Annotated in this window: 25 protein-coding genes; 15 read left to right on the plus strand and 10 right to left on the minus strand. The window is 69.3% G+C overall.

All coding sequences use genetic code 11. From position 1 onward, the window contains the following. Positions 1 to 5 precede the first annotated feature (5 nt). Complete coding sequence (locus QTI68_RS13590) at positions 6 to 968, minus strand: Bug family tripartite tricarboxylate transporter substrate binding protein (RefSeq protein ID WP_286522032.1); 963 nt, start codon at positions 966 to 968, stop codon at positions 6 to 8. Between the two features lie 129 nt (positions 969 to 1,097). Next, the gene (locus QTI68_RS13595) at positions 1,098 to 1,310 is read right to left on the minus strand and encodes a hypothetical protein (protein ID WP_286522033.1); all 213 of its coding nucleotides are present in this window, start codon (positions 1,308 to 1,310) and stop codon (positions 1,098 to 1,100) included. A 146-nt stretch (positions 1,311 to 1,456) separates the two neighbouring features. On the opposite strand from QTI68_RS13595, the gene QTI68_RS13600 reads away from it, so the two are divergent. Further along, positions 1,457 to 2,224 carry a pseudouridine synthase gene (locus QTI68_RS13600; protein ID WP_286522034.1) on the plus strand — a complete coding sequence of 256 codons (768 nt, stop codon included), beginning with the start codon at positions 1,457 to 1,459 and terminating at the stop codon, positions 2,222 to 2,224. A gap of 26 nt (positions 2,225 to 2,250) precedes the next feature. Here the strand turns inward: QTI68_RS13600 and QTI68_RS13605 are convergent, their stop codons facing one another. Continuing rightward, a complete protein-coding gene (locus tag QTI68_RS13605) occupies positions 2,251 to 2,727 on the minus strand; it encodes a DUF3761 domain-containing protein (protein ID WP_286522035.1) in 477 nt (158 codons plus the stop codon). 148 nt (positions 2,728 to 2,875) lie between these two features. Between QTI68_RS13605 and QTI68_RS13610 the strand changes: the two genes are divergently transcribed. From QTI68_RS13610 to QTI68_RS13630, 5 genes are all read left to right on the plus strand, one after another. Continuing rightward, the gene (locus tag QTI68_RS13610; protein WP_286522036.1) at positions 2,876 to 3,535 is read left to right on the plus strand and encodes a response regulator; all 660 of its coding nucleotides are present in this window, start codon (positions 2,876 to 2,878) and stop codon (positions 3,533 to 3,535) included. Continuing rightward, entirely contained in the window at positions 3,532 to 4,893 is a 1,362-nt protein-coding gene (locus QTI68_RS13615) for a sensor histidine kinase (RefSeq protein ID WP_286522037.1), read from the plus strand. The genes QTI68_RS13610 and QTI68_RS13615 overlap by 4 nt, the downstream gene beginning before the upstream one ends. A gap of 58 nt (positions 4,894 to 4,951) precedes the next feature. Next, on the plus strand, positions 4,952 to 5,977 hold the full coding sequence (locus QTI68_RS13620; protein WP_286522038.1) for an ABC transporter substrate-binding protein: 1,026 nt from the start codon (positions 4,952 to 4,954) through the stop codon (positions 5,975 to 5,977). A gap of 116 nt (positions 5,978 to 6,093) precedes the next feature. After that, positions 6,094 to 8,136, plus strand: a complete 2,043-nt coding sequence (gene htpG, locus QTI68_RS13625; RefSeq protein WP_286522039.1) for a molecular chaperone HtpG — start codon at positions 6,094 to 6,096, stop codon at positions 8,134 to 8,136. A 23-nt stretch (positions 8,137 to 8,159) separates the two neighbouring features. Next, the gene (locus QTI68_RS13630; RefSeq protein WP_286522040.1) at positions 8,160 to 8,624 is read left to right on the plus strand and encodes an EVE domain-containing protein; all 465 of its coding nucleotides are present in this window, start codon (positions 8,160 to 8,162) and stop codon (positions 8,622 to 8,624) included. On the opposite strand, the gene dmeF is transcribed toward QTI68_RS13630, so the two are convergent. After that, the gene (dmeF, locus tag QTI68_RS13635) at positions 8,602 to 9,567 is read right to left on the minus strand and encodes a CDF family Co(II)/Ni(II) efflux transporter DmeF (protein WP_286522041.1); all 966 of its coding nucleotides are present in this window, start codon (positions 9,565 to 9,567) and stop codon (positions 8,602 to 8,604) included. The two genes, QTI68_RS13630 and dmeF, sit on opposite strands and share 23 nt — an antisense overlap. 48 nt (positions 9,568 to 9,615) lie before the next feature. On the opposite strand from dmeF, the gene QTI68_RS13640 reads away from it, so the two are divergent. Then, a complete protein-coding gene (locus tag QTI68_RS13640; RefSeq protein WP_286522042.1) occupies positions 9,616 to 9,888 on the plus strand; it encodes a metal/formaldehyde-sensitive transcriptional repressor in 273 nt (90 codons plus the stop codon). A gap of 3 nt (positions 9,889 to 9,891) precedes the next feature. Here the strand turns inward: QTI68_RS13640 and QTI68_RS13645 are convergent, their stop codons facing one another. Genes QTI68_RS13645 through QTI68_RS13655 form a run of 3 tightly spaced genes read right to left on the minus strand, consistent with a single transcriptional unit; the run spans position 9,892 to position 13,734 of the window. Then, positions 9,892 to 11,019 carry a CaiB/BaiF CoA transferase family protein gene (locus tag QTI68_RS13645; protein ID WP_286522043.1) on the minus strand — a complete coding sequence of 376 codons (1,128 nt, stop codon included), beginning with the start codon at positions 11,017 to 11,019 and terminating at the stop codon, positions 9,892 to 9,894. Positions 11,020 to 11,023: 4 nt separating this feature from the next. Further along, positions 11,024 to 12,010 (minus strand): Bug family tripartite tricarboxylate transporter substrate binding protein, encoded by a 987-nt coding sequence (locus QTI68_RS13650; RefSeq protein ID WP_286522044.1) that lies wholly within the window; start codon positions 12,008 to 12,010, stop codon positions 11,024 to 11,026. 29 nt (positions 12,011 to 12,039) lie between these two features. Beyond that, positions 12,040 to 13,734: an acyl-CoA dehydrogenase family protein gene (locus tag QTI68_RS13655; RefSeq protein WP_286522045.1), complete on the minus strand. Its 1,695-nt coding sequence runs from the start codon at positions 13,732 to 13,734 to the stop codon at positions 12,040 to 12,042. A 107-nt stretch (positions 13,735 to 13,841) separates the two neighbouring features. On the opposite strand from QTI68_RS13655, the gene QTI68_RS13660 reads away from it, so the two are divergent. After that, positions 13,842 to 14,738 (plus strand): LysR family transcriptional regulator, encoded by an 897-nt coding sequence (locus tag QTI68_RS13660; protein ID WP_286522046.1) that lies wholly within the window; start codon positions 13,842 to 13,844, stop codon positions 14,736 to 14,738. Here the strand turns inward: QTI68_RS13660 and QTI68_RS13665 are convergent. Further along, complete coding sequence (locus tag QTI68_RS13665; RefSeq protein WP_286522047.1) at positions 14,729 to 15,778, minus strand: serine/threonine protein kinase; 1,050 nt, start codon at positions 15,776 to 15,778, stop codon at positions 14,729 to 14,731. The two genes, QTI68_RS13660 and QTI68_RS13665, sit on opposite strands and share 10 nt — an antisense overlap. Before the next feature lie 177 nt (positions 15,779 to 15,955). On the opposite strand from QTI68_RS13665, the gene QTI68_RS13670 reads away from it, so the two are divergent. Then, positions 15,956 to 16,681 (plus strand): cytochrome c oxidase assembly protein, encoded by a 726-nt coding sequence (locus tag QTI68_RS13670; protein ID WP_286522048.1) that lies wholly within the window; start codon positions 15,956 to 15,958, stop codon positions 16,679 to 16,681. Next, positions 16,678 to 17,190: a HemJ family protein gene (locus QTI68_RS13675; protein ID WP_286522049.1), complete on the plus strand. Its 513-nt coding sequence runs from the start codon at positions 16,678 to 16,680 to the stop codon at positions 17,188 to 17,190. Before QTI68_RS13670 ends, QTI68_RS13675 begins: the two co-directional genes overlap by 4 nt. On the opposite strand, the gene QTI68_RS13680 is transcribed toward QTI68_RS13675, so the two are convergent. Then, a complete protein-coding gene (locus QTI68_RS13680) occupies positions 17,154 to 17,663 on the minus strand; it encodes a DUF2231 domain-containing protein (protein ID WP_286522050.1) in 510 nt (169 codons plus the stop codon). The genes QTI68_RS13675 and QTI68_RS13680 overlap by 37 nt on opposite strands. Before the next feature lie 33 nt (positions 17,664 to 17,696). Here QTI68_RS13680 and coxB point away from each other — a divergent pair, with 33 nt between their 5' ends. From coxB to QTI68_RS13705, 5 genes are all read left to right on the plus strand, one after another. Then, a complete protein-coding gene (coxB, locus tag QTI68_RS13685; RefSeq protein WP_286522051.1) occupies positions 17,697 to 18,407 on the plus strand; it encodes a cytochrome c oxidase subunit II in 711 nt (236 codons plus the stop codon). Continuing rightward, positions 18,404 to 20,944, plus strand: a complete 2,541-nt coding sequence (ctaD, locus tag QTI68_RS13690) for a cytochrome c oxidase subunit I (protein WP_286522052.1) — start codon at positions 18,404 to 18,406, stop codon at positions 20,942 to 20,944. The genes coxB and ctaD overlap by 4 nt, the downstream gene beginning before the upstream one ends. Continuing rightward, entirely contained in the window at positions 20,941 to 21,282 is a 342-nt protein-coding gene (locus QTI68_RS13695) for a hypothetical protein (protein ID WP_286522053.1), read from the plus strand. Before ctaD ends, QTI68_RS13695 begins: the two co-directional genes overlap by 4 nt. Positions 21,283 to 21,316: 34 nt before the next feature. Beyond that, positions 21,317 to 22,648 carry a ferredoxin reductase family protein gene (locus QTI68_RS13700; RefSeq protein WP_286522054.1) on the plus strand — a complete coding sequence of 444 codons (1,332 nt, stop codon included), beginning with the start codon at positions 21,317 to 21,319 and terminating at the stop codon, positions 22,646 to 22,648. Between the two features lie 136 nt (positions 22,649 to 22,784). Then, entirely contained in the window at positions 22,785 to 23,159 is a 375-nt protein-coding gene (locus QTI68_RS13705; RefSeq protein WP_286522055.1) for a TfoX/Sxy family protein, read from the plus strand. Here the strand turns inward: QTI68_RS13705 and QTI68_RS13710 are convergent. Continuing rightward, on the minus strand, positions 23,156 to 23,890 hold the full coding sequence (locus tag QTI68_RS13710) for an ABC transporter ATP-binding protein (RefSeq protein WP_286522056.1): 735 nt from the start codon (positions 23,888 to 23,890) through the stop codon (positions 23,156 to 23,158). The two genes, QTI68_RS13705 and QTI68_RS13710, sit on opposite strands and share 4 nt — an antisense overlap. Between the last annotated feature and the right edge of the window lie 2 nt (positions 23,891 to 23,892).

Genomic DNA, 23,892 nt, shown 5'->3' on the forward strand with positions numbered 1-23,892 from the left:
AAGGGTTACTCGATCGTTGCGCCGGAGGCCTGCACGATCGACTTCCACTTCTGGTAGTCGGTCTTCAGCAGGGTCTCGAGTTCCTGCGGCGTCATGGCCTGCGGCTCGGCGCCCTGGGCGATGATCGCGGCCTTCATCTCGGGCGTGGCCAGCAGCTTGTTGACTTCGGCGTTGACAGTCACGACCACGTCCTTGGGCGTGCCGGCCGGCATGAAGAGGCCATACCAGGTGCTGACGTCGAAGCCCTTGTAGCCCAGTTCGGCCACCGTGGGGACGTCCGGCAGCGAGCTGCTGCGGCGCGCCGAGGTCACGGCCAGGGGGCGCAGCTTGCCGCCCTGGATCTGGCTCATGGCCGAGGGCAGCGACGACACCATGAGGTCGACGTTGCCGGCCAGCACGTCCATCATCGCGGCGTTCGAGCCCTTGTAGGGCACGTGGCGCATCTTGATGTTGGCGGCGCTCTTGAAGATCTCGCCGGCCAGGTGGATGGTGGTGCCGTTGCCGGGCGAGCCGTAGGTGATCGAGTCGGGCGTCGCGCGCGCCGCCGCGACGACATCGGCCAGCGTCTTGAACTTGGAATCGCTGCGGGTGACGATCACCACCGGCGTGTAGGCGACATGCGCCACCGCCACCAGGTCCTTGGTCGGGTCGTAGCTCAGGTTCTTGTAGAGCCAGGGCGCGACGACCATGTTGTCCTTCTGGCCCATCACCATCTCGTAGCCCGAGGGCGCCGCCCGCACCGCCTCGGCGATGCCGATGGTGCCGCCGGCACCGGCGCGGTTGTCGGGCACCACGGTCCACTTGCTGACCTCGGTCAGCTTGTTGGCGACCAGCCGCGACAGGATGTCGGTGCCGCCGCCGGGCGGGAACGGCACGATCATGCGGATCGGCTTGGCGGGATAGGGCTGGGCCTGCGCGGCGGTGAATGCCAGCGCCAGGGCGGCGAGGGTGAGCAGCTTTCGGATCATGGGGTGTCTCGTCGTTGGGGCGCCGCGAAGATGCGGCGCCATGCGCCGGAAGTGTGCCCCAACCCGCCGGCCACAGCGCTCGCGATTGGCGATGGCCGAGGTCTCGGATCGCGACTGCGGTCGCCGGCGTCAATGCATCGTGGGCGGCCCGGCGTCGCCGTGCGCCTCGGTGCGCCGCTGCAGTGCCTCGATGCCGGCCATCATCGCCGCGCCGTAGGTCGGCATCGGCCCGGCAGCGGCGTCGATCGGGCGGCAGTCGCTGCCCTCCTGCTTCTGCAGCACCCAGTAGAAGTGACCGGCGATCGGTTCGTCGACGATCAGCGAGATCGCATGGATGTCCATGTGCAGTTCCTTGTTCAGCCCATGGATCGGTTGTACGCATGCCCCGCACGCCCGCAAAGCAACGAAATCACGCGGCGGCCCACGCGATTGCAACAGGCGGCGCTTGCGTGAAAAACGCACGCCGCGGATCGCGGACAATGGGCGCGATGTCCGAGACGCCCGCCCCCTCCCGCCTCAACAAGCGCATGGCCGAGCTGGGCCTGTGCTCGCGCCGCGAGGCCGACGACTGGATCGCGCAGGGCTGGGTCAAGGTCAACGGCCAGGTGGCCGAGATGGGCGTCAAGGTGATGCCCTCCGACCGCATCGAGGTCGACCGCAAGGCGCAGAACCAGCAGCAGCAGCAGGTGACGATCCTGCTGCACAAGCCGATGGGCTATGTCAGCGGGCAGGCCGAGGACGGTCACGAGCCCGCGGTGGTGCTGATCAATCCGCGCACCCACTGGCGCGAGGATCCCAGCCGCAACCGCTTTTCGCCGCCGCAGCTGCGCGGCCTGGCGCCGGCCGGCCGGCTCGACATCGACTCGGTCGGCTTGCTGGTGCTGACGCAGGATGGCCGCGTGGCGCGGCAGTTGATCGGCGAGGATTCCGGCATCGAAAAGGAATACCTGGTGCGGGTGGCCTACGGCCCGGTGGCGCAGAACTCGCAGGCCGCCTTTCCGCGCGAACTGCTCGCGAAGCTGCGCCACGGCCTGAGCCTCGACGGCCAGCCGCTGAAGCCGGCCAAGGTCGACTGGCAGAACCCCGAGCAGCTGCGCTTCGTGCTGACCGAGGGCAAGAAGCGCCAGATCCGCCGCATGTGCGAGCTGGTTGGGCTCAAGGTCGTGGGGCTCAAGCGCATTCGCATCGGCCGGGTGGTGCTGGGCAACCTGCCGGTCGGCCAGTGGCGCTACCTGGGCGCCGACGAACGGTTCTGAGCCACGGGGGGCAGGCGCGAGCAGCCTCAGCCCGTACAGGCCTTGTTGTGCGAGGCGTGCATCCCCTTGGCCTTGGCCTCGGCTTCGCTCAGGTACTCGCCCTTCTTGGTCTTGCCGTAGTAGCGGTCGCCCATGCAGTGGTAGACCTTGGTCTCGTCGTTGGCCCAGACCTTGCCGGCCCCGCCGCCGGGTGCGGCGGCCATCGTCGCCGGATCGGGTCGCGCCGGCTTGGCGGCCGCCGCGGCCGCGGCCGGTGCGGCGGCGGCCGGTGCGGCTGCCACCGCAGGTGCCGCTGCAGGTTTCGCGTCGGCCTTGCCGTACCAGGTCTGGATGCCCTTGTGTCCGCGGCAGGCGCCCGACTTGGTGTCGGGCGACGCAAAGCTGCCGTCCTTGCATTGCACCGTGGTGCCGGCAGGCGCGCCGGCCGGCAGTTGCTGGGCCTGGGCGCCGAGCACGGCCAGCAGGCCCGCTGCGGCCAGCAAGGTCTTGGGGGAAAAATTCATCCGGACGCCTCCTCGGGCGGTGAAATGGGGAACAACCATCGTCCGCCTGCGGTCTGAACGCCAGCTGACCGATCGGAGCATCGTCCGCTCATGCGGCGCTAATAATCCGGGCGTAGCCTCGCCGTCGAACCTGTTCCAAGGAGATTCCGTGCGCGCATTGCTGGTCGAAGACGACGAAATGATCGGCGCGAGCCTGATGCATGCGCTCGACCGCGCCGGCTGGTCGGTCGACTGGGTCCGCGACGGCCTGCTGGCGAACAGCGCGCTCGCCGATGGCGGCTACACCTGCGTGCTGCTCGATCTCGGGCTGCCGAAGCAGGACGGCACCGAGGTGCTGCGGCGCGCCCGCACCCGCGGCGACGCCACCCCGGTGCTGGTGCTGACCGCCCGCGACGGGCTCGACGACCGGATCCAGACGCTCGACCTGGGCGCCGACGACTACCTGCTGAAGCCCTTCGCCCTGCGTGAACTGCTGGCGCGGATGCGCGCCGTGGTGCGGCGCCGCGACGGCGCCGCGCATTCGGTCATCGGCACCGCGGCGCTGCAACTCGACCTCACGACCCGCGACGTGCTCGCCAACGGCGTGCGGGAGGCGCTCACCGCGCGCGAATTCGCGCTGCTGCATGCGCTGCTGGAGCGGCCTGGTGCCATCCTGTCGCGCGAGCAGCTCGAAGACCGCATCTACGGCTGGGGCGACGAGGTCACGAGCAACGCGATCGACGTGCTGATCCACGGCATGCGGCGCAAGCTCGGTGCCGAGGCGATCCGCAACGTGCGCGGGCTCGGCTGGCGGGTCGCACCGGCGTGAACGCGGGCTGGGGCTGGCGCCCGCGCTCGCTGCGCGCCCGGCTGCTGGCCTGGCTGGTGGCGCTGCACCTGCTGGCGATCGCGGCCACCGTGTGGCTTTCCTACGTCGCCTACGGCCGGCTGGTGAACAACTTCATGGACGACCAGATGCGGCTGGTGGCCGAGTCGCATGCGACCCACCACCGGTTGCCCACGCTGCAGCCGGTGAGCAGCGACGACGTCGTCCAGCGCGGCGCCTTCGTGGTCCAGGTGTGGAGCGCCGACGGCAGCACCTTGCAGGCCACCTCGTGGGCCGGCCTGGCGCTGCCGCTGCAGTCGCAGCCGGGCTTCGGCGATGTCCGCCTCGGCCCTGGCGACACGGGCGGATGGCGGGTCTACACGCTGGCCGCCGAGCCGCCCGACGGCTCGCCGCGGGTGCAGGTGGTGCAGAACGACGGCTTCCGGCGCCACCGGATCGTGCGCCGGGCGCTGCTCGAGAGCCTGCCGATCCTGCTCCTGCTGCCGATCACGCTCGGCCTGCTGTGGGCCATCGTCTCGGCCGCCTCGCGCTCGCTGCGCATCGTCGCCCGCGACCTGGCGGCGCAGGACGAGGCCAGCCCCGACGGCGTGCCGGTGGCCCGGGTGCCGGAGGAGATCGCGCCGCTGGTGGCGGCCTTCAACAGCCTGCTGGGCCGGCTGCGGGGCGCGCTGTCGACCCAGCGCCGCTTCATGCAGGACGCAGCGCACGAGCTGCGCACGCCGATGGCGGCGATCGGCCTGCAGATCGAGAACTTGCGCGGCCATGTGCCGCACGGCGACGCGGCCGAGCGCTTCGCCCAGCTCGAGGGCGGCGTCCGGCGCGCCCAGCACCTGATCGAGCAGCTGCTGCGCCTGTCGCGCCAGGACGCGCCGGCCGCGGGCGCCCGCGGCCCGGTGGACCTCGCGATGCTGTTGCGCGACAGCGTCGGCCAGCTGATGGTGCTGGCCGACCAGCGCCGGGTCGATGTCGGCTTCGAAGGCCTCGTCACGCCGTGGGTCAGTGCGCCAGCGGCCGATCTGCGCAGCGTGTTCGACAACCTGATCGACAACGCGGTGCGCTATGCGGCCGAGGGCGGCGTGGTCGACGTCCGGCTGCATGCGGTCGACGGCCAGCCGGTGGTCGAGGTGGTGGACGACGGCCCCGGCATCCCGGGCGACCAGCTCGAGCGCGTCTTCGACCGCTTCTACCGCGTCGCCGGCGCGCCGGCCGGCGGCAGCGGGCTGGGGCTGGCGATCGCGCAGGCGGCGGCGCTGCGCAACGGGCTGCGCATCGTGCTGGCCAACCGGAGCGACCGCAGCGGCCTGGTGGCGCGGGTCCATCTGCCGCCGATCGCTTCCTGAAGCCGCCGCTCCCGGGGGCGCTATCCTGCGCGTCTCGTTCGTGAACCCGGGAGACTTCATGCGCCGTTTCGTTGCCCCAGCCCTCGCCGCCCTCGTCCTGACCGCCACCGCCCTGGCGGCGCAGGCCCAGGGCACGGTCAATGCCCTGTGCAGCACCGACGCCGGCTGGTGCGAGGCGGCGGCGGCCGAGTTCAGCCGGGCCACCGGCATCCGCGTGCTGCAGGCGCACAAGGGCACCGGCGAGATCGGTGCCCAGCTGCGGGCCGAGGCCGCCAATCCGAAGACCGACATCTGGTGGGGCGGCACCGGCGACCCCTTCCTGCAGGCGGCCGAGGAAGGCCTGCTCGAGCCCTACCGCCCGGCCTACATCAACGACCTGTACGACTGGTCGGTGCGGCAGTACGCGATGTCGGGGAACCGGGTCGGCGGCTTCTACACCAGTGCCATGGGCTTCGGCTTCAACACCGAGGTGCTCAAGAAGAAGCACCTGCCGGAGCCGCGCTGCTGGGCCGACCTGGTCAAGCCCGAATACAAGGGCGAGATCGAGATGTCGCACCCCGCCACCAGCGGCACCGGCTACACCATCGTCGCCGGGCTGGTGCAGCTGATGGGCGAGGACGCCGCCTTCGACTACCTGAAGAAGCTGCACCGCAACACCACCACCTACACCCGCAGCGGCCAGGCCCAGGCGCCCAATGTGGCCAAGGGCGAGGTGGCGGTCGGCATCAGCTTCATTTTCGGCTTCGACAAATGGCGCCAGGACAAGTACCCGGTCAAGAGCGCGGCGCCCTGCGAAGGCACCGGCTACGAGATCGGCGGCATCGCGCTGGTCAAGGGCGCGCGCAACAAGGCCAACGCCCAGCGCTACTACGACTGGCTCATGAGCCCGGCCGGCCAGGCCATCGGCGCCCAGGCCGGCAGCCTGCAGTCGCCGGCCAACCGGACCTTCAAGCCCGATCCGCGCATCCCGTCGATGGACGGCGTCAAGCTCATCAAGTACGACTTCGAGAAGTACGGCCAGGCGGCGGAGCGCAAGCGGCTGATCGACCGCTGGACGCGCGAGGTCGAGTCGCAGCCGCGCTGAGCCTCGTAAGGCTTTGAAACCGCCGGCCCTTGCGATCGGGCCGGCCAGCCCCAGGTCTTGTAAAGTTGAACGTTCGCCGTCGGCGAACCGTTTTTTCCTTTGATTGTTCTCGCGCCATGACCCTCTCCAAGACCAAACTCCCGTTCCAGGCCGAAGTCGCCCAGCTGCTGCACCTGGTCACGCATTCGCTCTACTCGAACAAGGAAATCTTCCTGCGCGAACTGATCTCGAATGCGTCCGACGCCTGCGACAAGCTGCGTTTCGAAGCCATCGACCAGCCTGCGCTGTTCGAAGACCAGCCCCGGCTCGACGTGCGGGTCGCCTTCGATGCCGAAGCCAAGACCCTGACCATCACCGACACCGGCATCGGCCTGAGCCAGCAGGAAGCCATCGACAACCTCGGCACCATCGCCAAGAGCGGTACCAAGGAATTCATGAGCCGGTTGTCGGGCGACCAGAAGGCCGACGCGCAGCTGATCGGCCAGTTCGGCGTCGGCTTCTACTCCGGCTTCATCGTGGCCGACAAGATCACGGTCGAATCGCGCCGCGCCGGACTGCCGGCCGAAGAGGGCGTGCGCTGGGTCAGCAGCGGCGCCGGCGACTTCGAGGTCGACAGCATCAGCCGCGCCGAACGCGGCACCAGCGTCACCCTGCACCTGCGCGACGACGCCGAGGAATACCTCAACGCCTGGAAGCTCAAGTCGATCATCGGCAAGTACTCCGACCACATCTCGCTGCCGATCCTCATGGAGAAGGAGGAGTGGAAGGAAGGCGAGGACAACAAGGGCGGCGCGATGGTCAAGACCGGCGAATGGGAGCCGGTCAACAAGGCCAACGCGCTCTGGAGCCGGGCCAAGAAGGACATCAGCGAAGAGCAGTACGTCGACTTCTACAAGAACATCAGCCACGACTTCGAGGCGCCGCTGGCCTGGAGCCACAACCGGGTCGAGGGCAACACCGAGTACACCCAGCTGCTCTACATCCCGGCCAAGGCGCCGATGGACCTGTGGAACCGCGACAAGGGCGCTGGTGTCAAGCTGTACGTCAAGCGCGTGTTCATCATGGACGACGCCGAGGCGCTGCTGCCGAGCTACCTGCGCTTCGTCAAGGGCGTGATCGACTCGGCCGACCTGCCGCTCAACGTGAGCCGCGAGCTGCTCCAGGAGAGCCGCGACGTCAAGGCGATCCGCGAAGGCAGCACCAAGCGCGTGCTGGGCATGCTCGAGGACCTGGCAAAGAAGCAGAAGACGGCGGCCGAGAGCGGCGAGGGCAAGATCGACGTCGGCTCCGGCGAGTCGGTGCCGGCGCCCGAGCCGACCGAAGGCGTGACCGACGTGGTCGACAAGAAGGCCGACCACAGCACGCCCGCGGCCGAAGCCGCTGCGGAATACGCCGACGAATCGGGCAAGTACGCCCGCTTCTATGCCGAGTTCGGCGCGGTCCTGAAAGAAGGCCTGGGCGAGGACTTCGGCAACCGCGAGCGCATCGCCAAGCTGCTGCGCTTCGCCTCCAGCACCAGCGACACGGTCAGCGTCAGCTTTGCCGACTACAAGTCGCGCATGAAGGACGGCCAGGACGCGATCTACTACATCACGGCCGACACGCTGGCCGCCGCCAAGAACAGCCCGCAGCTCGAGATCTTCAAGAAGAAGGGCATCGAGGTGCTGCTGATGACCGACCGGGTCGACGAGTGGGCGCTCAACTACCTGACCGAGTTCGACGGCACGCCGCTGCAGAGCGTGGCCAAGGGCGCGGTCGACCTGGGCAAGCTGCAGGACGAGGCCGAGAAGAAGGCGGCCGAGGAAGCCGCCGAGTCCTTCAAGCCGCTGCTGGAGCGGCTCAAGGAGACACTCAAGGACAAGGCCGAGGACGTCCGCGTCACCACCCGACTGGTCGATTCGCCGGCCTGCCTGGTGGTGCAGGACGGCGGCATGAGCACCCAGCTGGCGCGCATGCTCAAGCAGGCCGGCCAGCCGGCGCCCGAGCTCAAGCCGGTGCTCGAGGTCAACGCCGAGCATCCGCTGGTGAAGAAGCTGGAGGGGTCGGCGCACTTCGACGACCTGGCCAACATCCTGTTCGACCAGGCGCTGCTGGCCGAAGGCGGCCTGCCGGCCGACCCCGCCGCCTACGTGCGCCGGGTCAACGCCCTGCTGGTCTGAGGCACGCGCTGCGCGACGCCGCCATGTCCGGCTACTGGTTGATGAAGTCCGAGCCCGACGAGTGCTCGATCGACGACGCCCTCGCGGCGCCGAAGTCGACGGTGCCCTGGACCGGCGTGCGCAGCTACCAGGCGCGCAACTTCATGCGCGATGCGATGCAGGTCGGCGACGGGGTGCTGTTCTATCACTCGAGCTGCCCGGAGCCCGGCATCGTCGGCATCGCGCGCGTGGCATCCGGTACCCGGCCCGATCCGACCCAGTTCGATCCGGCCTCGCCTTACTTCGATGCCGCGTCCAAGGCCGAGCAGCCGCGCTGGCTGCTGCTGGACGTGGAGGCGCTGCGCAAGACGCGTTTGCTGTCGCTGCCGGAACTGCGCGCCACGCCGGCGTTGGCCGACATGCTGGTGCTGCGCAAGGGCAACCGGCTGTCGATCACGCCGGTCGAGCCGCAGCACTGGCAGCTCATCACGGTGCAGCTGCTGGCCTGAGCCCGGGGGCCGCCGCCAGGTGGTTCACCTCGACCGAGATGTGGACCAGCTCCTCGTGGATGCGCAGCCGCTGCTTGAAGTAGTCCGGCCCGACATCGCCGGCGGTGGCCAGCGAGACGATGCAGGCGTACTTGCCCTTGCCGACCCGCCACACATGGAGATCGCACAGCGTGGCCGGCACCGGGCTGGCATCGATCACCTCGCGGATCTCGGCCACCACCGGCGCATTCATCTCGGCGTCGAGGAGCACCCGACCCGACTCGCGCATCAGCCCGGCGGCCCAGACCGCGACCAGCCCGGCGCCGACGATGCCCATCAGCGGGTCGAGCCAGTCGGCGCCCCAGAGCTTGCCGCCGAACAGCGCGACGATCGCGAGCACCGAGGTCGCGGCATCGGCCACCACATGCAGGTAGGCCGCGCGCAGGTTCAGGTCGTGGTGCCCATGGCCGTCGTGGCCGTGGTGGCCGTGATGGGCATGGCCGTGGTCTTCCCCGCGCAGCAGCCAGGCGCAGGCCAGGTTCACGCCCAGTCCGAGCACGGCGATCGCGATCGCCTGGTCGTAGTGGATCGCGCTCGGGGCCAGCAGGCGCTCGACGGATTGCCAGAGCATCGACGCGGCCACCAGCGCCAGCACGATCGCGCTGGTGTAGCCGCCGAGGATCTCGATCTTCCAGGTGCCGAAGGCAAAGCGCCGGTCGTCGGCGAAGTGCCGCGCCGCCGCATAGGCGGCCACCGACAGGCCCAGGGCCACGGTGTGCGAACTCATATGCCAGCCGTCGGCCAGCAGTGCCATCGAATTGAAGATCCATCCGCCCGCGATCTCGATCACCATCATCACGGCGGTAAGGACCGCCGCCCAGAGCGTGGCGCGTTGGGCCAGGGGATTGCCGTCGTCGAAGACGTGGGCGTGCTGCCAGCCCCGGGCGGTTTGAAAAGTCTGCATGGCCAGATACTCTACCCCAGTATATGGACGGCCGCCTAGAATCGCCCCATGAGCCACACCATCACGGGAAGCGCGAAGCTGCTGGCGCGGGTGCGCCGTATCAAGGGCCAGGCCTCGGCGCTGGAGAGCGCGCTCGGCGCGGGCACCGAGTGCATGGCGATCCTGCAGCAGATCGCCGCGATCCGCGGTGCCGTCAACGGGCTGATGCTGGAAGTCCTCGAAGGCCACGTCCGCGAGCACCTGGGGCCCGAGGCCGACCCGGCACAGCGGGGCCAGGACACCGAGGCCGTGGTGGCGGCGCTGCGGTCCTACCTGAAGTAGCGATTACTCGAATCCCGTGCCCGGCGTCAGCGGCGGATGCCGGTAGCTGGCCGGGGTGCGGCTCAGCTTCACCGGCGAGCCGATGCCGCGCCAGCCGCCTTCCATCTCGACCACCATCTCGCGATGCGCCGTGTGCGGATGCTCGAGCGCCGCATCGACCGACAGCACCGGCGCTGCCGGCACGCCCGCGGCCATGAGCTGGTCGACCAGCTGGCGGCCGTCGAATGTCGCCAGCTGCGCTTCGAGCCGCTGCTTCAGGCCGTCGCGGTTCACCGAGCGCGATCCGGCGTCGCGGTAGAGCGGGTCGTCGCTCAGCTCCGGCAGGCCGATGGTGCGGCAGAAGCTCGCGAACTGGCGGTCGTTGCCGACGGCCAGGAAGATCGGATCGGTGCCGGTACGTAGGGCGTCGTAGGGATAGATGTTGGGGTGCGCGTTGCCGGTGCGACGCGGCGTGCGGCCGTCGAGGAACCAGTTGGCGGCATGCGGGTGCAGCAGCGACAGGCCGCTGTCGTAGAGCGCCGCCTCGACGAACTGGCCGCGTCCGCTGCGCTGGCGCTCCTGCAGCGCGAGCAGCACGCCGATCACCGCGTTGAGCCCGGTCACCATGTCGACCACCGGCAGTCCGACGCGCAATGGACCCCCCTCGGATTCGCCGTTGATGCTCATGATGCCGGTCATGGCCTGCACCGCGGCGTCGTAGCCCGGCAGCGCGCCGAGCGGCCCGTCGGCGCCGAAGCCCGACACGCGGCACCAGACCAGCCGCGGGAAGCGCTCGGACAGCGCCTCGTAGCCGATGCCCCAGCGCTCCATGGTGCCGGTCTTGAAGTTCTCGATCAGCACGTCGGCCTCGGCCACCAGGGCCAGCAGGGCCTCGCGGCCCTCGGCGCTGCCGAGGTCGAGCGCCATGGTGCGCTTGTTGCGGTTGAGGCCGTGGTAGTACGAGGCCACGCCGTCCTTGAAGGGCGGGCCCCAGGTCCGGGTGTCGTCGCCCTGCGGCGGTTCGACCTTGAGCACGTCGGCGCCATGGTCGCCGAGGATCTGGCCGCAGTACGGCCCGCCGAGGATGCGCGAGATGTCGAGGACGCGGATGCCGGCCAGCGCGCCGGTGTTGACTGTGGTGGTGGTGGTCATGGCGTCAATCGAGCTGGGCGCCGGACTTCTTCACGACGTCTTTCCACTTGGCGGTCTCGGCCGCGATGAATCGGCCGAGCTGCTGCGGCGAGGCGTCGGTCGCCGGCTCGAACCCCTGCGAGGCGAACAGCTGCTTCACCTTGGGCGTCGCGAGCGCCTCGGTGAAGGCCTTGTTCAGCCTGGCGATGGTCTCGGGCGGCGTGCCGGCCGGCGCCACGATGCCGAAGAACACGCTGACGTCGTAGCCCGTGACGCCTTGCTCGGCCAGCGTCGGCAGGTCGGGCAGGGCCTGCGAGCGCTGCGCGGTGGCGATGCCGAGCGGGCGCAGCTTGCCGGCCTTGATGTAGGGCAGCGCGGTCAGGACGTCGGTGAAGCTCATCGACACCTGGCCGCCCAGCAGGTCGTTGAGCGCCGGCCCGGTGCCCTTGTAGGGCACGTGCTGCAGGTCGGTGCCGGCGATGCCGTTGAACAGCACGCCCGCCAGGTGCGAGGAGGCGCCGTTGCCTGACGAGGCATAGCTGAGCCGGCCGGGGTGGGCCTTGGAATAGGCGATCAGCTCGCGCACGTCCTTCACCGGCAGCGAGGGGTTCACCACCAGGATGTTGGGCAGCTGCCCGATCTGGATCACCGGCGCGAAGCTGGTGGTCGGGTCGTAGCTGATCTTGCGGTAGAGGCTGGCGTTGATGGCCAGCGGGCCCGAGGTCCCGAACAGCAGCGTGTGGCCGTCGGGCAGGGCGCGGGCCACGAAGTCGGCACCGATGTTGCCGCCGGCGCCGGCGCGGTTCTCGACGATCACGGGCTGGCCCAGGCTGCCCTTGATCTCTGCGGCCAGGGTGCGCGCCATCGCGTCGGTGGGCCCGCCCGGCGGGAACGGGATGATCAGCGAGATCGGCTTGGTCGGAAAAGCCTGGGCCTGCGCCGTCGACACGATGGGCAGTGCCGGCAGGGCGCAGACGCCGGCGGCGAGGACGAGGGTCTTGAGCAGTTTCATGGTGTCTCCTTGATGTTCTGTGGGGTTCGTCAGGCGGTGGCGGCCTGCTTCGCGATCGCCGGGCCGTGCCACGCGGCCGGCACCGCATCCGGCGCCAGCGGATCGCGCGGCAGCACGCGGTGCAGCAGCACGCCCTGCGCCCACTCGATACGCTGCGGCGAACCGCTGCGCGCGCCTTCCCAGGCCATCGCGATCGCGCTGCAGACGTGATAGAGGGCGGAGGCTGCCTGCCGTGCCAGGACGTCGCCGTCTTCGTGCGCCGCGGTTGCGGCCAGTGCCGCCGCGCGCGCCAGCGCATCGCGCAGGGCGTCGGCAAAGGCCGGCGCCACGGCGGTGTCGTCGAGCAGGCCACCGAAATGCGCCTGCAGCGCCGGCAGCGAGTTCTCGCGCTTGACGGCGCGGATCACGTCGAGGGCGACGATGTTGCTGGTGCCCTCCCAGATCGAGCCCAGGTGGGCATCGCGCACCAGGCGCGGGTCGCTCCATTCCTCGATGTAGCCGCAGCCGCCGCGGACTTCCATCGCATCCCCGGTCAGCTTGCGGGCATCGCGGCAGGCGCGGAACTTGATGAGCGGCGTGAGGATCCGCAGCAGCGCATAGGCACCCGCTTCGCCGGCGTCGGAGCGGGCCAGCGCCTGGGCGGTCTGGAACACCATGGTGCGGGCCTGCTCGGCCGGCAGCCTGAGCTTGTTCAGCTGCCGCTGCATCAGGGGCATGTCGGCCAGCCGGCGGCCGAAGGCGCGGCGCTCGCCCGCGATGAACTCGGCCTCGGCGACGGCGCGGCGCATCAGGCCGGCGGCGCGCACGCCGTTCGACAGGCGCGAGTTGTTGACCATGTCGGCCATCTGCTGGAAGCCGCGTCCCGGCTCGCCGACCAGGTAGGCGAGCGCGCCCTCGAGGCGGATCTCGCCGCTGGCCATCGAGCGGGTGCCCAGCTTGTCCTTGAGACGAAGGATGCGGTAGTGGTTGGCGCTGCCGTCCTCCAGCTGCCTGGGCAGCAGGAACAGCGAGACGCCTTTCATGCCGGCCGGCGCATCGTCGGCACGCGCCAGCACCATCGCGAAGTCGGCGTCGGGATTGGAGCAGAACCACTTGTCGCCTTCGAGGCGCCATTGGCCGGCCGCGTCCTTGCGGGCCAGCGTGAGGGTGGCCGCGATGTCGGAGCCGGCCGCCTGCTCGGTCATGAACATCGCGCCCTGGGCCAGGGTGTCGAAGTCCAGCGACTGGAAGCGCGGCAGGAAGCGCTCGACCAGCTCGGGGCTGCCGAACTTCTTCAGCGTGCGGGCCAGCGAGTCGGTCATCGAGACCGGGCAGCAGAGCCCGAACTCGGCCTGCACGAAGAGGTAGGTCAGCACGTACTTGACCAGCGGCGGCATCTTGCCTTTCCAGCCCAGCGTGTCTTCGCGGTGCGACATCGCGGCCAGCCCGAACTCGCTGAGCGCGAGGCGCTCCATCTCGACATAGGCGGGATGCTTGTTGACCTTCTGCTGGTCGATGCCGGTGCGGGTGCGCAGCGACAGGGTCGGCGGGTTCTTGTCGGCGGTCTGCGCCAGCTCGTCGAGCCGGCCGCCGGCGAGGGCGCCCAGGCGCTCGAAGTGCGGGCGCATGTGGCGCACCAGTTCGGGCGGCAGATAAAGCGCGAGCATCCGGTGCAGCTCGGCGTCGGTGGTGAAGAGGTTCTGCCCGTGGCGGTCGGGCACGGGATGGGCGGGTGTGCTGGACATGTCTCGTCTCCTTGTCGGACGCGCATCTTTTCGCGGTTGACGATGCTTGTCCAATATCAGATATGACTTGATTGATCTGATTTGCCTATTGTGGAAAACTGCCCCGCATGGAACTTCGGCACCTGCGTTACTTCGTCGTCCTCGCCGACGAGCTTCATTTCGGCCGCGCGGCACGCCGGCTGTCGATCTCGCAGCCGCCGCTGAGCGTCGCCATCCGCCAGCTCGAGGAATCGGTCGGCGCGCGGCTGTTCGACCGCAACAGCAAGGAGGTGCGGCTGACCCCGGCCGGCCAGGCGCTGCAGGCCTCGGCCCGGCGGCTGCTGCGCCAGGCCGAGGAGGCGGCCCTCGAGGCGCACGACGTCTCGCAGGGCTCGGCGGGGCGCTTGCGGATCGGCTTCGTCGGCGCCACGCTCTATCGCGGCCTGCCGCAGGCGCTGGCCAAGTTCCAGGCCAGGCATCCGGCGGTGCGCGTCACGCTGGCCGAGCTCAACTCGGGCGAACAGATCACCGAGCTGCTGCACGACCGGCTGGACTTCGGCTTCGTCCACACCAGCCGCATGCCGGCCGAGCTGCGCCACGAGCTGCTGCTGTCGGAGCCCTTCGTCGCCTGCCTGCCGGTCGGGCATCGCCTCGCGCGCAGGCGCACGGTGGCCATCGCCAGCCTGCGCGACGAACCCTTCGTCCTGTTCTCGCGCAGCGCGTCGCCCGACTACCACGAGCGGATCCTCGCGATCTGCGCCGACGCCGGCTTCCGGCCCGAAGTGCGGCACGAGGTGCGGCACTGGCTGTCGGTGGTCTCGCTGGTCTCGCAGGGGATGGGCGTGGCGCTGGTGCCGAGCGCGCTGCGCCGGGCCGCGCTGCGCGGCGCGCTGTTCCGCCCGCTCGACGAGGACGTGGCCGGCTCGGATGCCTACTGCGTCTGGCGCGAAGGGCCCGAGAACGCGGTGGTGCAGGGCTTTCTTCGCGCCGTGCGGGCCGGCGTGCCGGCCGCCGATCAGGCGTAGAGGGGCTCCTCGGCCATCGCCTCGCACTGGTCCTGCAGCATCTGGATCTGCCCCTTCCAGTAGTCGCTGGAGCCGAACCACGGGAAGTTGATCGGGAAGATCGGGTCTTCCCAGCGCCGCGCCAGCCAGGCGCTGTAGTGGATCAGGCGCAAGGTGCGCAGCGGCTCGACCAGCGCCAGCTCGCGGCGGTCGAAGTCGCGGAACTGCTCGTAGCCGTCGAGCAGGCCGCTCAGTTGCCCGGTCTGCTGGGCGCGGTCGCCCGACAGCAGCATCCAGAGATCCTGCACAGCGAAGCCGGTGCGGGCATCGTCGAGGTCGACGAAGTGCGGGCCGCCGCCGGGGCGGTCGGTCGGCGTCCAGAGGATGTTGCCGGGGTGCACGTCGCCATGCAGCCGCAGCCGCTTCAGCGGCGGGTCGTTGTCGCCGTCATGGCCGATGCCGAGCGCGCTGCCGGCGATCATCTCGAAGGCGGTGTTGCAGGCGGCCTCCCATTCGCGCTGGACGTCCAGCGGCACCATCTGGTGGCCGAGCAGCCAGTCGCGGGACGCGAGGCCGAAGGTCTGGAGATCGAGGGCCGGACGGGTGACGAAGGGCGTGCGGGCGCCGACCGCGTGGATGCGCGCCAGGAACCGGCCCACCCATTCGAGCACCTCGAAGTCGTCGAGCTCGGGGCCGCGGCCGCCGCGGTAGGGGCTGACGCTGAAGGCGAAGCCGCCATGGTGGTGCAGCGTGCGGCCGGCGACCGCGATCGGCGCCACGGCCGGCACTTCGGCCGCCGCCAGTTCGAGTGCGAAGCCGTGCTCCTCGAGGATCTGTTCGTCGCTCCAGCGGCCGGGCCGGTAGAACTTGACCACCACGGCGCTGCGGTCTTCGAGGTGGACCTGGTAGACCCGGTTCTCGTAGGAGTTCAGGGCCGTGAGACGGCCGTCGCCATGCAGGTCGATTGCGGCCAGCGCATCCAGCACCACGTCGGGCGTGAGGCTCTCGTAAGGGTGGGCGGCCGAGGCCGCAGGCGAAGGGGGGGAGTTGGAAGGAGGCACCCCGGCATTGTCGGGCCTGGCGTGTGCCGCCGGCCGGGTTTCGCCCGCCTCGCACAGAAACGGGCGTTTGTCATTCGAGTCGAACCCTTCGACAGGCCGGGCGTGCTGGACTAGTATTTTCCAAACCAAGCAGTCCGCGGGGCGTGCACGGCCGCGGCACGGGGGAAGGAAACCGCCATGGTGAATTCGCTGATCGCTTACTGCGGTGCCGCCGCGGTGCCTGACGATGCGTGGTCGCGCTGGAACTTCGATCCGCCGTTGCTGGTCGCGCTCGCCGCCCTGGCGTTCGTGGTCGCCCGCGGCCGCGGCGCCGATGCCCGCGCCGGCTGGGGCGCGCTGGCGCTGATGGCCGTGGTCTTCGTGTCGCCGCTTTGCGCCCTGTCGTCGGCGTTGTTCTCGGTCCGTGTGCTGCATCACGTGATCCTGGTGAGCGCGGTGGCGCCCTTGCTGGCGCTGGCCTTCCCGCAGCGGCGCGCGAGCCCGGTTCCCCTCCCGATGCTGGTCGCGGCCCATGCGGTCGCCCTGTGGGTCTGGCATGCGCCCGGCGCCTATGCCTGGGGGCTCGCGAGCGTCCCGGCCTACTGGCTGATGCAGCTCACGCTGCTCGGCAGCGCCTGGCTGATGTGGCGGGCCGTCCTGTCGCCGGCCACGCCTTCGGGCCTGGCGCTGGTCGCGCTCGCCGTGACGATCGGGCAGATGGGTCTGCTGGGCGCCCTGATCGTCTTCGCGGCGCAGCCGCTCTATCCGGTGCATTTCGCGAGCACCCTGGCCTGGGGCTTCACGCCACTGGCCGACCAGCAGCTCGCCGGGCTGCTGATGTGGGTGCCGGCGATGCTGCCCTACCTGGGCGCCGGACTCTGGCGCGCCTGGACCAGCCTGCGGCCCGCGGAGGCGGCCCTGTGACGACCTTCCTCAAGTTCGTCCATCTGGCGACGATCGCGGTCTGGTCGGGCGGCCTGCTGGTCTTGCCCTTCCTGTTCTGGCAGCGGCGCGGGCTCGAGGCCGGCGCCGAGCTCGACCAGCTGCACCGGATCGTCCGGCTGGTGTATGTGGAGCTGACCTCGCCGGCCGCCTTCGTCGCGGTCGGCAGCGGCACCGCGCTGATCTTTCTGCAGGCCACCTACGAGGAGTGGTTCTCGATCAAGATGGTGCTGGTCGGCATCATGGCGATGCTGCACGTGGTGGCGGGCCTGGTGGTGCACCAGCTGTTTTCGCCCACGGGTCGCTTCGGACGCTTCTCGTTCATCAGCTTGTCAGCCACCTACGCGGTGCTGATCCTCGCCATCTTGTGGGTGGTGCTGGCCAAGCCGCAGATCGATTCGAACCAGTTCGCCACCCACCTGTTCGAGCCCGGCGGGCTGTCACGCTTGTGGCATCAGTCCTTCGGCGACACCAGGATGCCGATGCCATGATCGAACACCAGCTTGCCTCCATGCCAGCCGGCGAAGCCGACCATGACGGACGCCAGCACCGACAGCATCAGGCCGTGCGGCAGCACCGAGGCCGGGTCGGTCAGGCGCAGGCCCCAGCTGGCGCCCGAGATGGCGACCAGCGTCATTGCGGCGATGGCATGCGACCAGCTGGCCTCGTGCAGCCGGATGCCGCGCACCAGCAGCAGCTCTCCGGTGCCGACCAGGCTGGCCGCGACACCGCTCCAGAAGGCCATGCCGGCGGCCCAGAGTCCCGCACGCAGCCAGAACACATCTCCCGACCACCAGTAGAAGACATCGACGCCGAGCGTGGCGACCACGAACGCGACCGGGAAGTGCACCAGCATCACGTGCAGCGGATGGCCGACCAGCGCGACCGCCGAACCGACTTCGAGCCGCTGCAGTTCGAGCAGAACCTCGCTGCGGGGTGGGGTGGTGTCGCCTTTGTTCGCCATGGTGCGTCTCCTTCTTCGCAGCGGGTGCTTCCGATGAGCGGCCATCGTAGCGGCTTGCGCGCGGCGCTCCAAGCCGGATCGCTGGCGCTGCTGAGCGGTTGCAGCGGACCGCTCTCCACGCTCGATACCTCCGGTCCTGCTGCAGCCTCGATCGCGACCATGTGGTGGGTCATGCTGATCGGCTCGGCCTTGCTGTTCCTGCTCGTCGTCGGCATCTTCATCCTGGTGATCCGGCGGCCGGGCTGGGGCTCGAGCGTCTCGCCGACGCGCTGGATCGTGCTCGGCGGCCTGGTGCTGCCGGCCTTCGTGCTGCTGCCCTTGCTGGCCTACGGCCTGGTCACCGGCGAGCGCCTTCTGCCTCTGCCCGGCAGCGCGTCGCCGCAGCGCATCGAGGCGATCGCGTCGCAGTGGACCTGGACCTTCCGCTATCCCGGCCACGGCGGCGCCGAGACCCGCAACGTGCTGCTGCTGCCCGTCGGCCAGCCGGTCGACATGGTGGTGACGAGCAAGGACGTGATCCATGCCTTCTGGGTGCCGCGGCTCGCGGGCAAGGTCGATGCGGTTCCCGGGCGGGTCAACCGGCTGCGCATCCAGGCCGACCAGCCCGGCCGCTTCGAAGGCACCTGCGACGAGTTCTGCGGCATAGGCCACACGGGCATGCGCTTCGCGGTCATCGTGCATCGGCCGGAGGATTTTTCAGCCGCGTTGATGCAGGCGCTCTCAGCACCGGAGGCGAAGAAATGAGTGGACCCGTCGTCGATCCGCAGCCAGGAGGCGCCCGCGCACTGCGGCTGCACCGGGAGCTGAACAAGATCTGGGCCACCGGGCCGGGATGGCAGCGGCTCGCCGCGGTCAACCATTCGGTCATCGGGATGCGGATGTTCATCACGTCCTTCGCCTTCTTCCTGATCGCCGGGCTGCTGGGCATGCTGACCCGCGTGCAGCTGGCCACGCCGCATTCGCTCTTCCTCGACCCCGAGACCTACAACCAGGTGTTCTCGGTGCATGGCTCGATGATGCTGTTCCTGTTCGCGATCCCGATGGTCGAGAGCTTCGCGGTCTACCTGACGCCGAAGATCCTCGGCACCCGCGACTTCGCCTTCCCGCGGCTCACGGCCTACGGCTACTGGTGCTACCTGTTCGGCGCCTCGATCGTGACCGTCTCGCTGGTCCTTGGCGTCGCGCCCAACGGCGGCTGGTTCATGTACACGCCGCTGAGCTCCAACGCTTTCACGCCGGGCGTGAATGCGGATGTCTGGCTGCTCGGCATCACCTTCGTCGAGATCTCGGCGCTGTCGTTGGCGATGGAGATCGTGGTGTCGGTCCTCAAGATGCGCGCGCCCGGCATGTCGCTCGACCGCATGCCGATCTTCGGTTGGTACATCCTGGTCACCGCGATGATGATGATCGTCGCCTTCCCGCCGCTGATCCTGGCCTCGATCCTGCTCGAGCTCGAGCGCGCCTTCGGCCTTCCCTTCTTCGATCCGACGCGCGGCGGCGACTCGCTGCTGTGGCAGCACCTGTTCTGGCTTTTCGGCCATCCGGACGTCTACATCATCTTCCTGCCGATGGCCGGCGTGCTGTCGACCATGATCCCGGTCTTCGCCAACCGGCAGCTGGTGGGCTACCGCGCGATCGTGGTGGCGATCGTCGCGCTGGCCTTCCTGAGCTTCGGCATCTGGGTGCACCACATGTTCACGGTGGGCATCCCGCACCTGGCACTGGCCTTCTTCTCGGCCGGCTCGGCGATCGTCGCGGTGCCGACTGCGGTGCAGGTCTTCGCCTGGCTGGCGACGCTGTCGCACGGCAGGCCGCGCTGGGACGTGCCGATGCTCTACGTCTTCGGCTTCTTCTTCGTCTTCGCGATGGGCGGGCTCACCGGCGTCATGCTCGCGATGGTGCCCTTCGACTGGCAGGCGCACGACACCTACTTCGTGGTCGCCCACATGCACTACGTGGTGGCCGGCGCGCTCGCCTTCCCGATGGTGGCGGCGCTCTATTACTGGCTGCCGCTCCTGACCGGGCGCGCCGCTGTGCAGCGCCTGTCGGTGCCGGCGTTCTGGTTGATCTTCATCGGCTTCAACATGACCTTCTTCATGATGCACCTGACCGGCCTCCTGGGCATGCCGCGGCGCGTCTACACCTACCGCGGCGACGAAGGCTGGAACTGGCTCAACCTGCTGTCCTCGGTCGGCAGCTTCGTGATGACCATCGGCTTCGGGCTGCTGATCATCGACCTCGTGGTGCAGCTGCGCCATGGGCGCCGCGCGCGGCGCGACCCCTGGCGGGCCCAGACCTTCGAATGGGCGATGCCGATGCCGCCGGCGCCCTATGCCTTTGCCTCGATCCCGCATGTCGGGCCGCAGACCGAGGGCGTGCCGAAGGCCGAGCTGGCGGTTTCGCTGGCGCGTGGCGAGGGCTACCTGGGCTCCACGCGCAACGGCTGGCAGGAGGCGCTGGGCGTGCACATCACGAGCGGCAAGCCCGAGCAGCTGATCGTGCTGCCGAACCCGACTTACCTGCCGCTGGTCACGGCGCTGTTCACGGGTGGCGCCGTGCTGGGCTTCCTCTTCAAGGCGTACTGGGTGTCGCTGGCGCTGGCGCTCGTCACCTTCGGCCTGTTCGTCTTCGCGGGGCGGCGCGCGGGCCTGCCGCGCGACTACGGGCCCTTGCCCGTCGGCCTGGGCGTCTCGGTGCCGCCGCACACCGAGGCCGCGAGTTCGCCGTCCTGGCTGGCGCTGATCTGCGCCCTGGTCGCCAACGGCACGCTGTTCACCTCGCTGGTGTTCGGCACGTTCTACCTCTGGCTGTCCGGCGGCGACTGGCAAAAGATGCCGCCGCCCGAGCCGAGCCGGCTGCTGGCCTTCGGCGTCATCGCCTGCCTGGTGGTCGCGGCGGTGGCGGCGCGCGGCGCGCTCAGGGTCGTGGTCGCCAGCGGCAAGACATCAGGCTGGATGGCGATCGCCGCGGTCGCGCTGATGGCGGCGGCGGGGATGATCGTGGACTTGATCGCGGGCGTCACGCCGCACCCGCGCGCGCATGCGCTCGGCGCCACAGCGTCGGTGCTGCTGGGCTATGTGGGCTTTCATGCCGCTGCCGGGCTGCTGTTCCTGATGAGCAACTTCCAGCGCGTGCGCAGCGGCTACATCTCGCGCTTGCGCTGCACCGACCTGCGCCTGACGCGGCTCTGGATCGACTACACGCTGGTGACCGGCGTCATCGCGCTGGCCCTGGTGCTGGCGCTGCCGTCGCTGGTCACCGTGCTGGGAGCCCGGCCATGAATGCCGTGACGACGGTTCCACCCCGGCGTATCTGGTGGCTCGCGGCCGGCTTCATCGTCTGGTGCGTCGCGCTGGCGGCGCTCTATGCGATCCATGCGATCGGCTGTGCCTTCGGCTGGTCGGCGGGCGCGCTGCGCTGGACCCTGGTCCTCGTGTTCATCGCGCACCTGGTCGTGATCGGATGGATGTGGGGCCGGTTCGCCAAGGGAGCGCCCGACCCCGGATCGGGAGAGACCGGGAGCTTCCTGCACACCGCGATCGTCTGGACCACGATCACCGCATTCGCGAGCGGCGTGCTCGCGCTCGGTCCGCCGCTGTTTCTCAGCGCCTGCATCTGATCGCGAACACGAGCCCGTTTCAACGCCGAACACCATGCAGTTCCGTGACCGAGATTTCCAGCGCCGGGTCGTTTGGTCCGTGATCTACCTGCTGTTCATCCTGGCGCCGCTGCTGGCGCTGCTGACCGGCGCGCTGCCGCCGGCGCGCGATTTCTGGACCGAATGCTCGGTCGCGCTCGGCTACACCGGCCTCGCGATGATGGGACTGCAGTTCGGGCTCACGGCGCGCTTCCGGCATGTCACCGATCCGTGGGGCGAGGACGTCATCTACCACTTCCATCGCCGGGTCTCGCTGCTCGCGGTCGGGCTGGTGGTGGTGCATCCGCTGATCCTGCTCGCCAACGGCTCCGAGAAGATGGCCATGCCCGACTCACTGGCCGAGGTGCCGTTGGGCGCTGTGTTCGCGGTGCTTTCGCTCGGCGCGCTGGTCTTGCTGGTCGTGATGGCGCTTTGGCGCACCCGGCTGAAGATCAGCTACGAGTTCTGGCACTTCACGCACATCGGGCTCGCGCTGGTCGCGGTCGGCGGTGGGCTGCTCCACATGGTGGGCTGGGGCTTCTACCTGGCCGATCCGGTGAAGCGCGCGCTGTGGATCGGCATGACGATCTTCTGGATCGCGCTGCTGCTGTACGTGCGCATCGTGAAGCCGCTGTTCATGCTGCGGCGGCCCTACCGCGTGGCCGAGGTTCGGGCCGAGCGCGGCGACACGACCACGCTGGTGATGCGGCCCGAGGGCCACGCCGGCTTCCGCTTCCGGCCCGGCCAGTTCGGCTGGCTGACGCTGTGGGGCAGCCCGTTCCGGATCACCGGCCACCCCTTCTCCTTCTCGTCGAGCGCGGAGGCCGCCGACGGGCGGGTCGAGATGACGATCCGCAACCTCGGCGATTTCACCAGCGGCATCGCCAAGGTGCCGGTGGGGCGGCGCGTCTACCTCGACGGGCCGTATGGCGCCTTCACCATCGGCAACCCGGCGGACATGCATGTGCTGATCGCGGGCGGCATCGGCATCACGCCGATGATGAGCATGATCCGCACGCTGATCGACCGCGGCGACAAGCGGCCGCTGATCTTGCTCTACGGCGGCAAGGACCTCGAATCCCTGACCTTCAGGGATGAACTGGATGTGCTGGCGAAGCGGGTCGACCTCACGGTGGTCTACGTGCTGTCGCAGCCGCCGGAAGGCTGGGCCGGTGAAAGCGGCTACATCGATGCCGCCCTGTTCAAGCGGCATCTGCCCCCGGGCTATGCCGACCACGAGTATTTCATCTGCGGCCCGGACGTGATGATGGACGCCATCGAGGCGGCGCTGGGCCAGATGAAGGTGCCGCTCTCGAAGTACCACTCGGAGCGCTACAGCTTCGTCTAGGAGACAGATCCCATGCGCCGCTTGTTCGCCGATCGACTGGTTCTCGCCACCGCGGTCATCGTGGTGCTGGTGGCTGTCGTGTTCGCGGTCTTGCGCGTGGGCGCGTGAGCAATGGCTCGGGCGTCAGAATCGCCGCATGAACGAATTCGCGGAAGAGCTTCACGATGTTTTCGAGCGCTTCGGCCGCATCACGCTGCGCCGGATGTTCGGCGGCCATGGCGTGTTCCACGACGGCCGCATGTTCGGCCTGATCTCGGGCGGCCGTCTCTACCTGAAGGCAGATGCCGAAACGGCGGGCTTCTTCGAGGCCCGGCAGCTGCCGGCCTTCGAGTACCAGCGTCAGGGGCAGACGGCCCGGATCTCGTACTACGAGGCGCCGCCCGAGCTGTTCGAGGACCGCCATGAAGCGGCGCTGTGGGCCGGGCGGGCGTGGGAGGCGGTGCTGCGCGCGGGCGCGCCGAAGCCTGCCGCGCGCCGGGCGCCGTCGAAGAGGATTCGCAGGTCGACCTAGGGCGAGCCGCTGTGCATGCCACCCAGAAACAGCCGGTCCATCCGCGGGTCGGCCAGGATCTCGGCGGCCGGCTTGTGCAGCACCAGCCGGCCGGATTCCAGCGCGATCGCGTCGTCCGAATGGCGCAGCGCCGATTTGACGTTCTGCTCGACCATCAGCACCGTGGCGCCGCGATCGGCCAGGCTGCGCAGCAACCTGAAGACGTCTTGCACCACGATCGGCGACAGGCCGATCGAAGGCTCGTCGATCAGGATCACCCTGGGCCGCAGCAGCAGCGCCCGGCCGATTTCCAGCTGCTTCTGCTCGCCGCCCGACAGCGAGGACGCCGGCGAGTGCAGCCGCTCTTTCAGTCGCGGGAAGAAGTCGAGCACTTCCGGAATCCGCTCGTGGGTCGCTTTCATCCCGATGGTGATGCCGCCGAGTTCGAGATTCTCGAACGCGCTCAGCTGGCCGAAGAGGTTCCGCCCCTGGGGGACGAAGGCGATGCCCTCGGCCAGCAGTGCCTTTTGCGAGGCGCCTGTGATGTCCCGGCCCTCGAAGGTGATCCGGCCTGCGCGCGGCTTGAGCAGTCCGAACAAGGTCTTCAGGACGGTCGATTTCCCGGCGCCGTTCGGCCCGATCAGCAGGCTGATGGCGCCTGCGGGAATCCGGAACGAGAGCTCGTTGAGGATCATGAAGTCCTTGTAGCCCGCCACGACGTTCCGGAATTCGATGCAGGTGCGGTCGTTCATGC

The sequence above is a fragment of the Variovorax sp. J31P207 genome (assembly GCF_030316965.1).
In the GTDB taxonomy this organism is placed as follows: domain Bacteria; phylum Pseudomonadota; class Gammaproteobacteria; order Burkholderiales; family Burkholderiaceae_C; genus Variovorax; species Variovorax ginsengisoli_B.

Excerpts from the sequence above, each read along its gene's own strand:
- QTI68_RS13590 (WP_286522032.1), bottom strand. The coding sequence starts at position 968 with ATGATCCGAAAGCTGCTCACCCTCGCCGCCCTGGCGCTGGCATTCACC.
- QTI68_RS13595 (WP_286522033.1), bottom strand. The coding sequence starts at position 1,310 with ATGGACATCCATGCGATCTCGCTGATCGTCGACGAACCGATCGCCGGT.
- QTI68_RS13600 (WP_286522034.1), top strand. The coding sequence starts at position 1,457 with ATGTCCGAGACGCCCGCCCCCTCCCGCCTCAACAAGCGCATGGCCGAG.
- QTI68_RS13605 (WP_286522035.1), bottom strand. The coding sequence starts at position 2,727 with ATGAATTTTTCCCCCAAGACCTTGCTGGCCGCAGCGGGCCTGCTGGCC.
- QTI68_RS13620 (WP_286522038.1), top strand. The coding sequence starts at position 4,952 with ATGCGCCGTTTCGTTGCCCCAGCCCTCGCCGCCCTCGTCCTGACCGCC.
- htpG (WP_286522039.1), top strand. The coding sequence starts at position 6,094 with ATGACCCTCTCCAAGACCAAACTCCCGTTCCAGGCCGAAGTCGCCCAG.
- QTI68_RS13630 (WP_286522040.1), top strand. The coding sequence starts at position 8,160 with ATGTCCGGCTACTGGTTGATGAAGTCCGAGCCCGACGAGTGCTCGATC.
- dmeF (WP_286522041.1), bottom strand. The coding sequence starts at position 9,567 with ATGCAGACTTTTCAAACCGCCCGGGGCTGGCAGCACGCCCACGTCTTC.
- QTI68_RS13640 (WP_286522042.1), top strand. The coding sequence starts at position 9,616 with ATGAGCCACACCATCACGGGAAGCGCGAAGCTGCTGGCGCGGGTGCGC.
- QTI68_RS13645 (WP_286522043.1), bottom strand. The coding sequence starts at position 11,019 with ATGACCACCACCACCACAGTCAACACCGGCGCGCTGGCCGGCATCCGC.
- QTI68_RS13650 (WP_286522044.1), bottom strand. The coding sequence starts at position 12,010 with ATGAAACTGCTCAAGACCCTCGTCCTCGCCGCCGGCGTCTGCGCCCTG.
- QTI68_RS13655 (WP_286522045.1), bottom strand. The coding sequence starts at position 13,734 with ATGTCCAGCACACCCGCCCATCCCGTGCCCGACCGCCACGGGCAGAAC.
- QTI68_RS13660 (WP_286522046.1), top strand. The coding sequence starts at position 13,842 with ATGGAACTTCGGCACCTGCGTTACTTCGTCGTCCTCGCCGACGAGCTT.
- QTI68_RS13670 (WP_286522048.1), top strand. The coding sequence starts at position 15,956 with ATGGTGAATTCGCTGATCGCTTACTGCGGTGCCGCCGCGGTGCCTGAC.
- QTI68_RS13680 (WP_286522050.1), bottom strand. The coding sequence starts at position 17,663 with ATGGCGAACAAAGGCGACACCACCCCACCCCGCAGCGAGGTTCTGCTC.
- coxB (WP_286522051.1), top strand. The coding sequence starts at position 17,697 with ATGAGCGGCCATCGTAGCGGCTTGCGCGCGGCGCTCCAAGCCGGATCG.
- ctaD (WP_286522052.1), top strand. The coding sequence starts at position 18,404 with ATGAGTGGACCCGTCGTCGATCCGCAGCCAGGAGGCGCCCGCGCACTG.
- QTI68_RS13695 (WP_286522053.1), top strand. The coding sequence starts at position 20,941 with ATGAATGCCGTGACGACGGTTCCACCCCGGCGTATCTGGTGGCTCGCG.
- QTI68_RS13700 (WP_286522054.1), top strand. The coding sequence starts at position 21,317 with ATGCAGTTCCGTGACCGAGATTTCCAGCGCCGGGTCGTTTGGTCCGTG.
- QTI68_RS13705 (WP_286522055.1), top strand. The coding sequence starts at position 22,785 with ATGAACGAATTCGCGGAAGAGCTTCACGATGTTTTCGAGCGCTTCGGC.
- QTI68_RS13710 (WP_286522056.1), bottom strand. The coding sequence starts at position 23,890 with ATGAACGACCGCACCTGCATCGAATTCCGGAACGTCGTGGCGGGCTAC.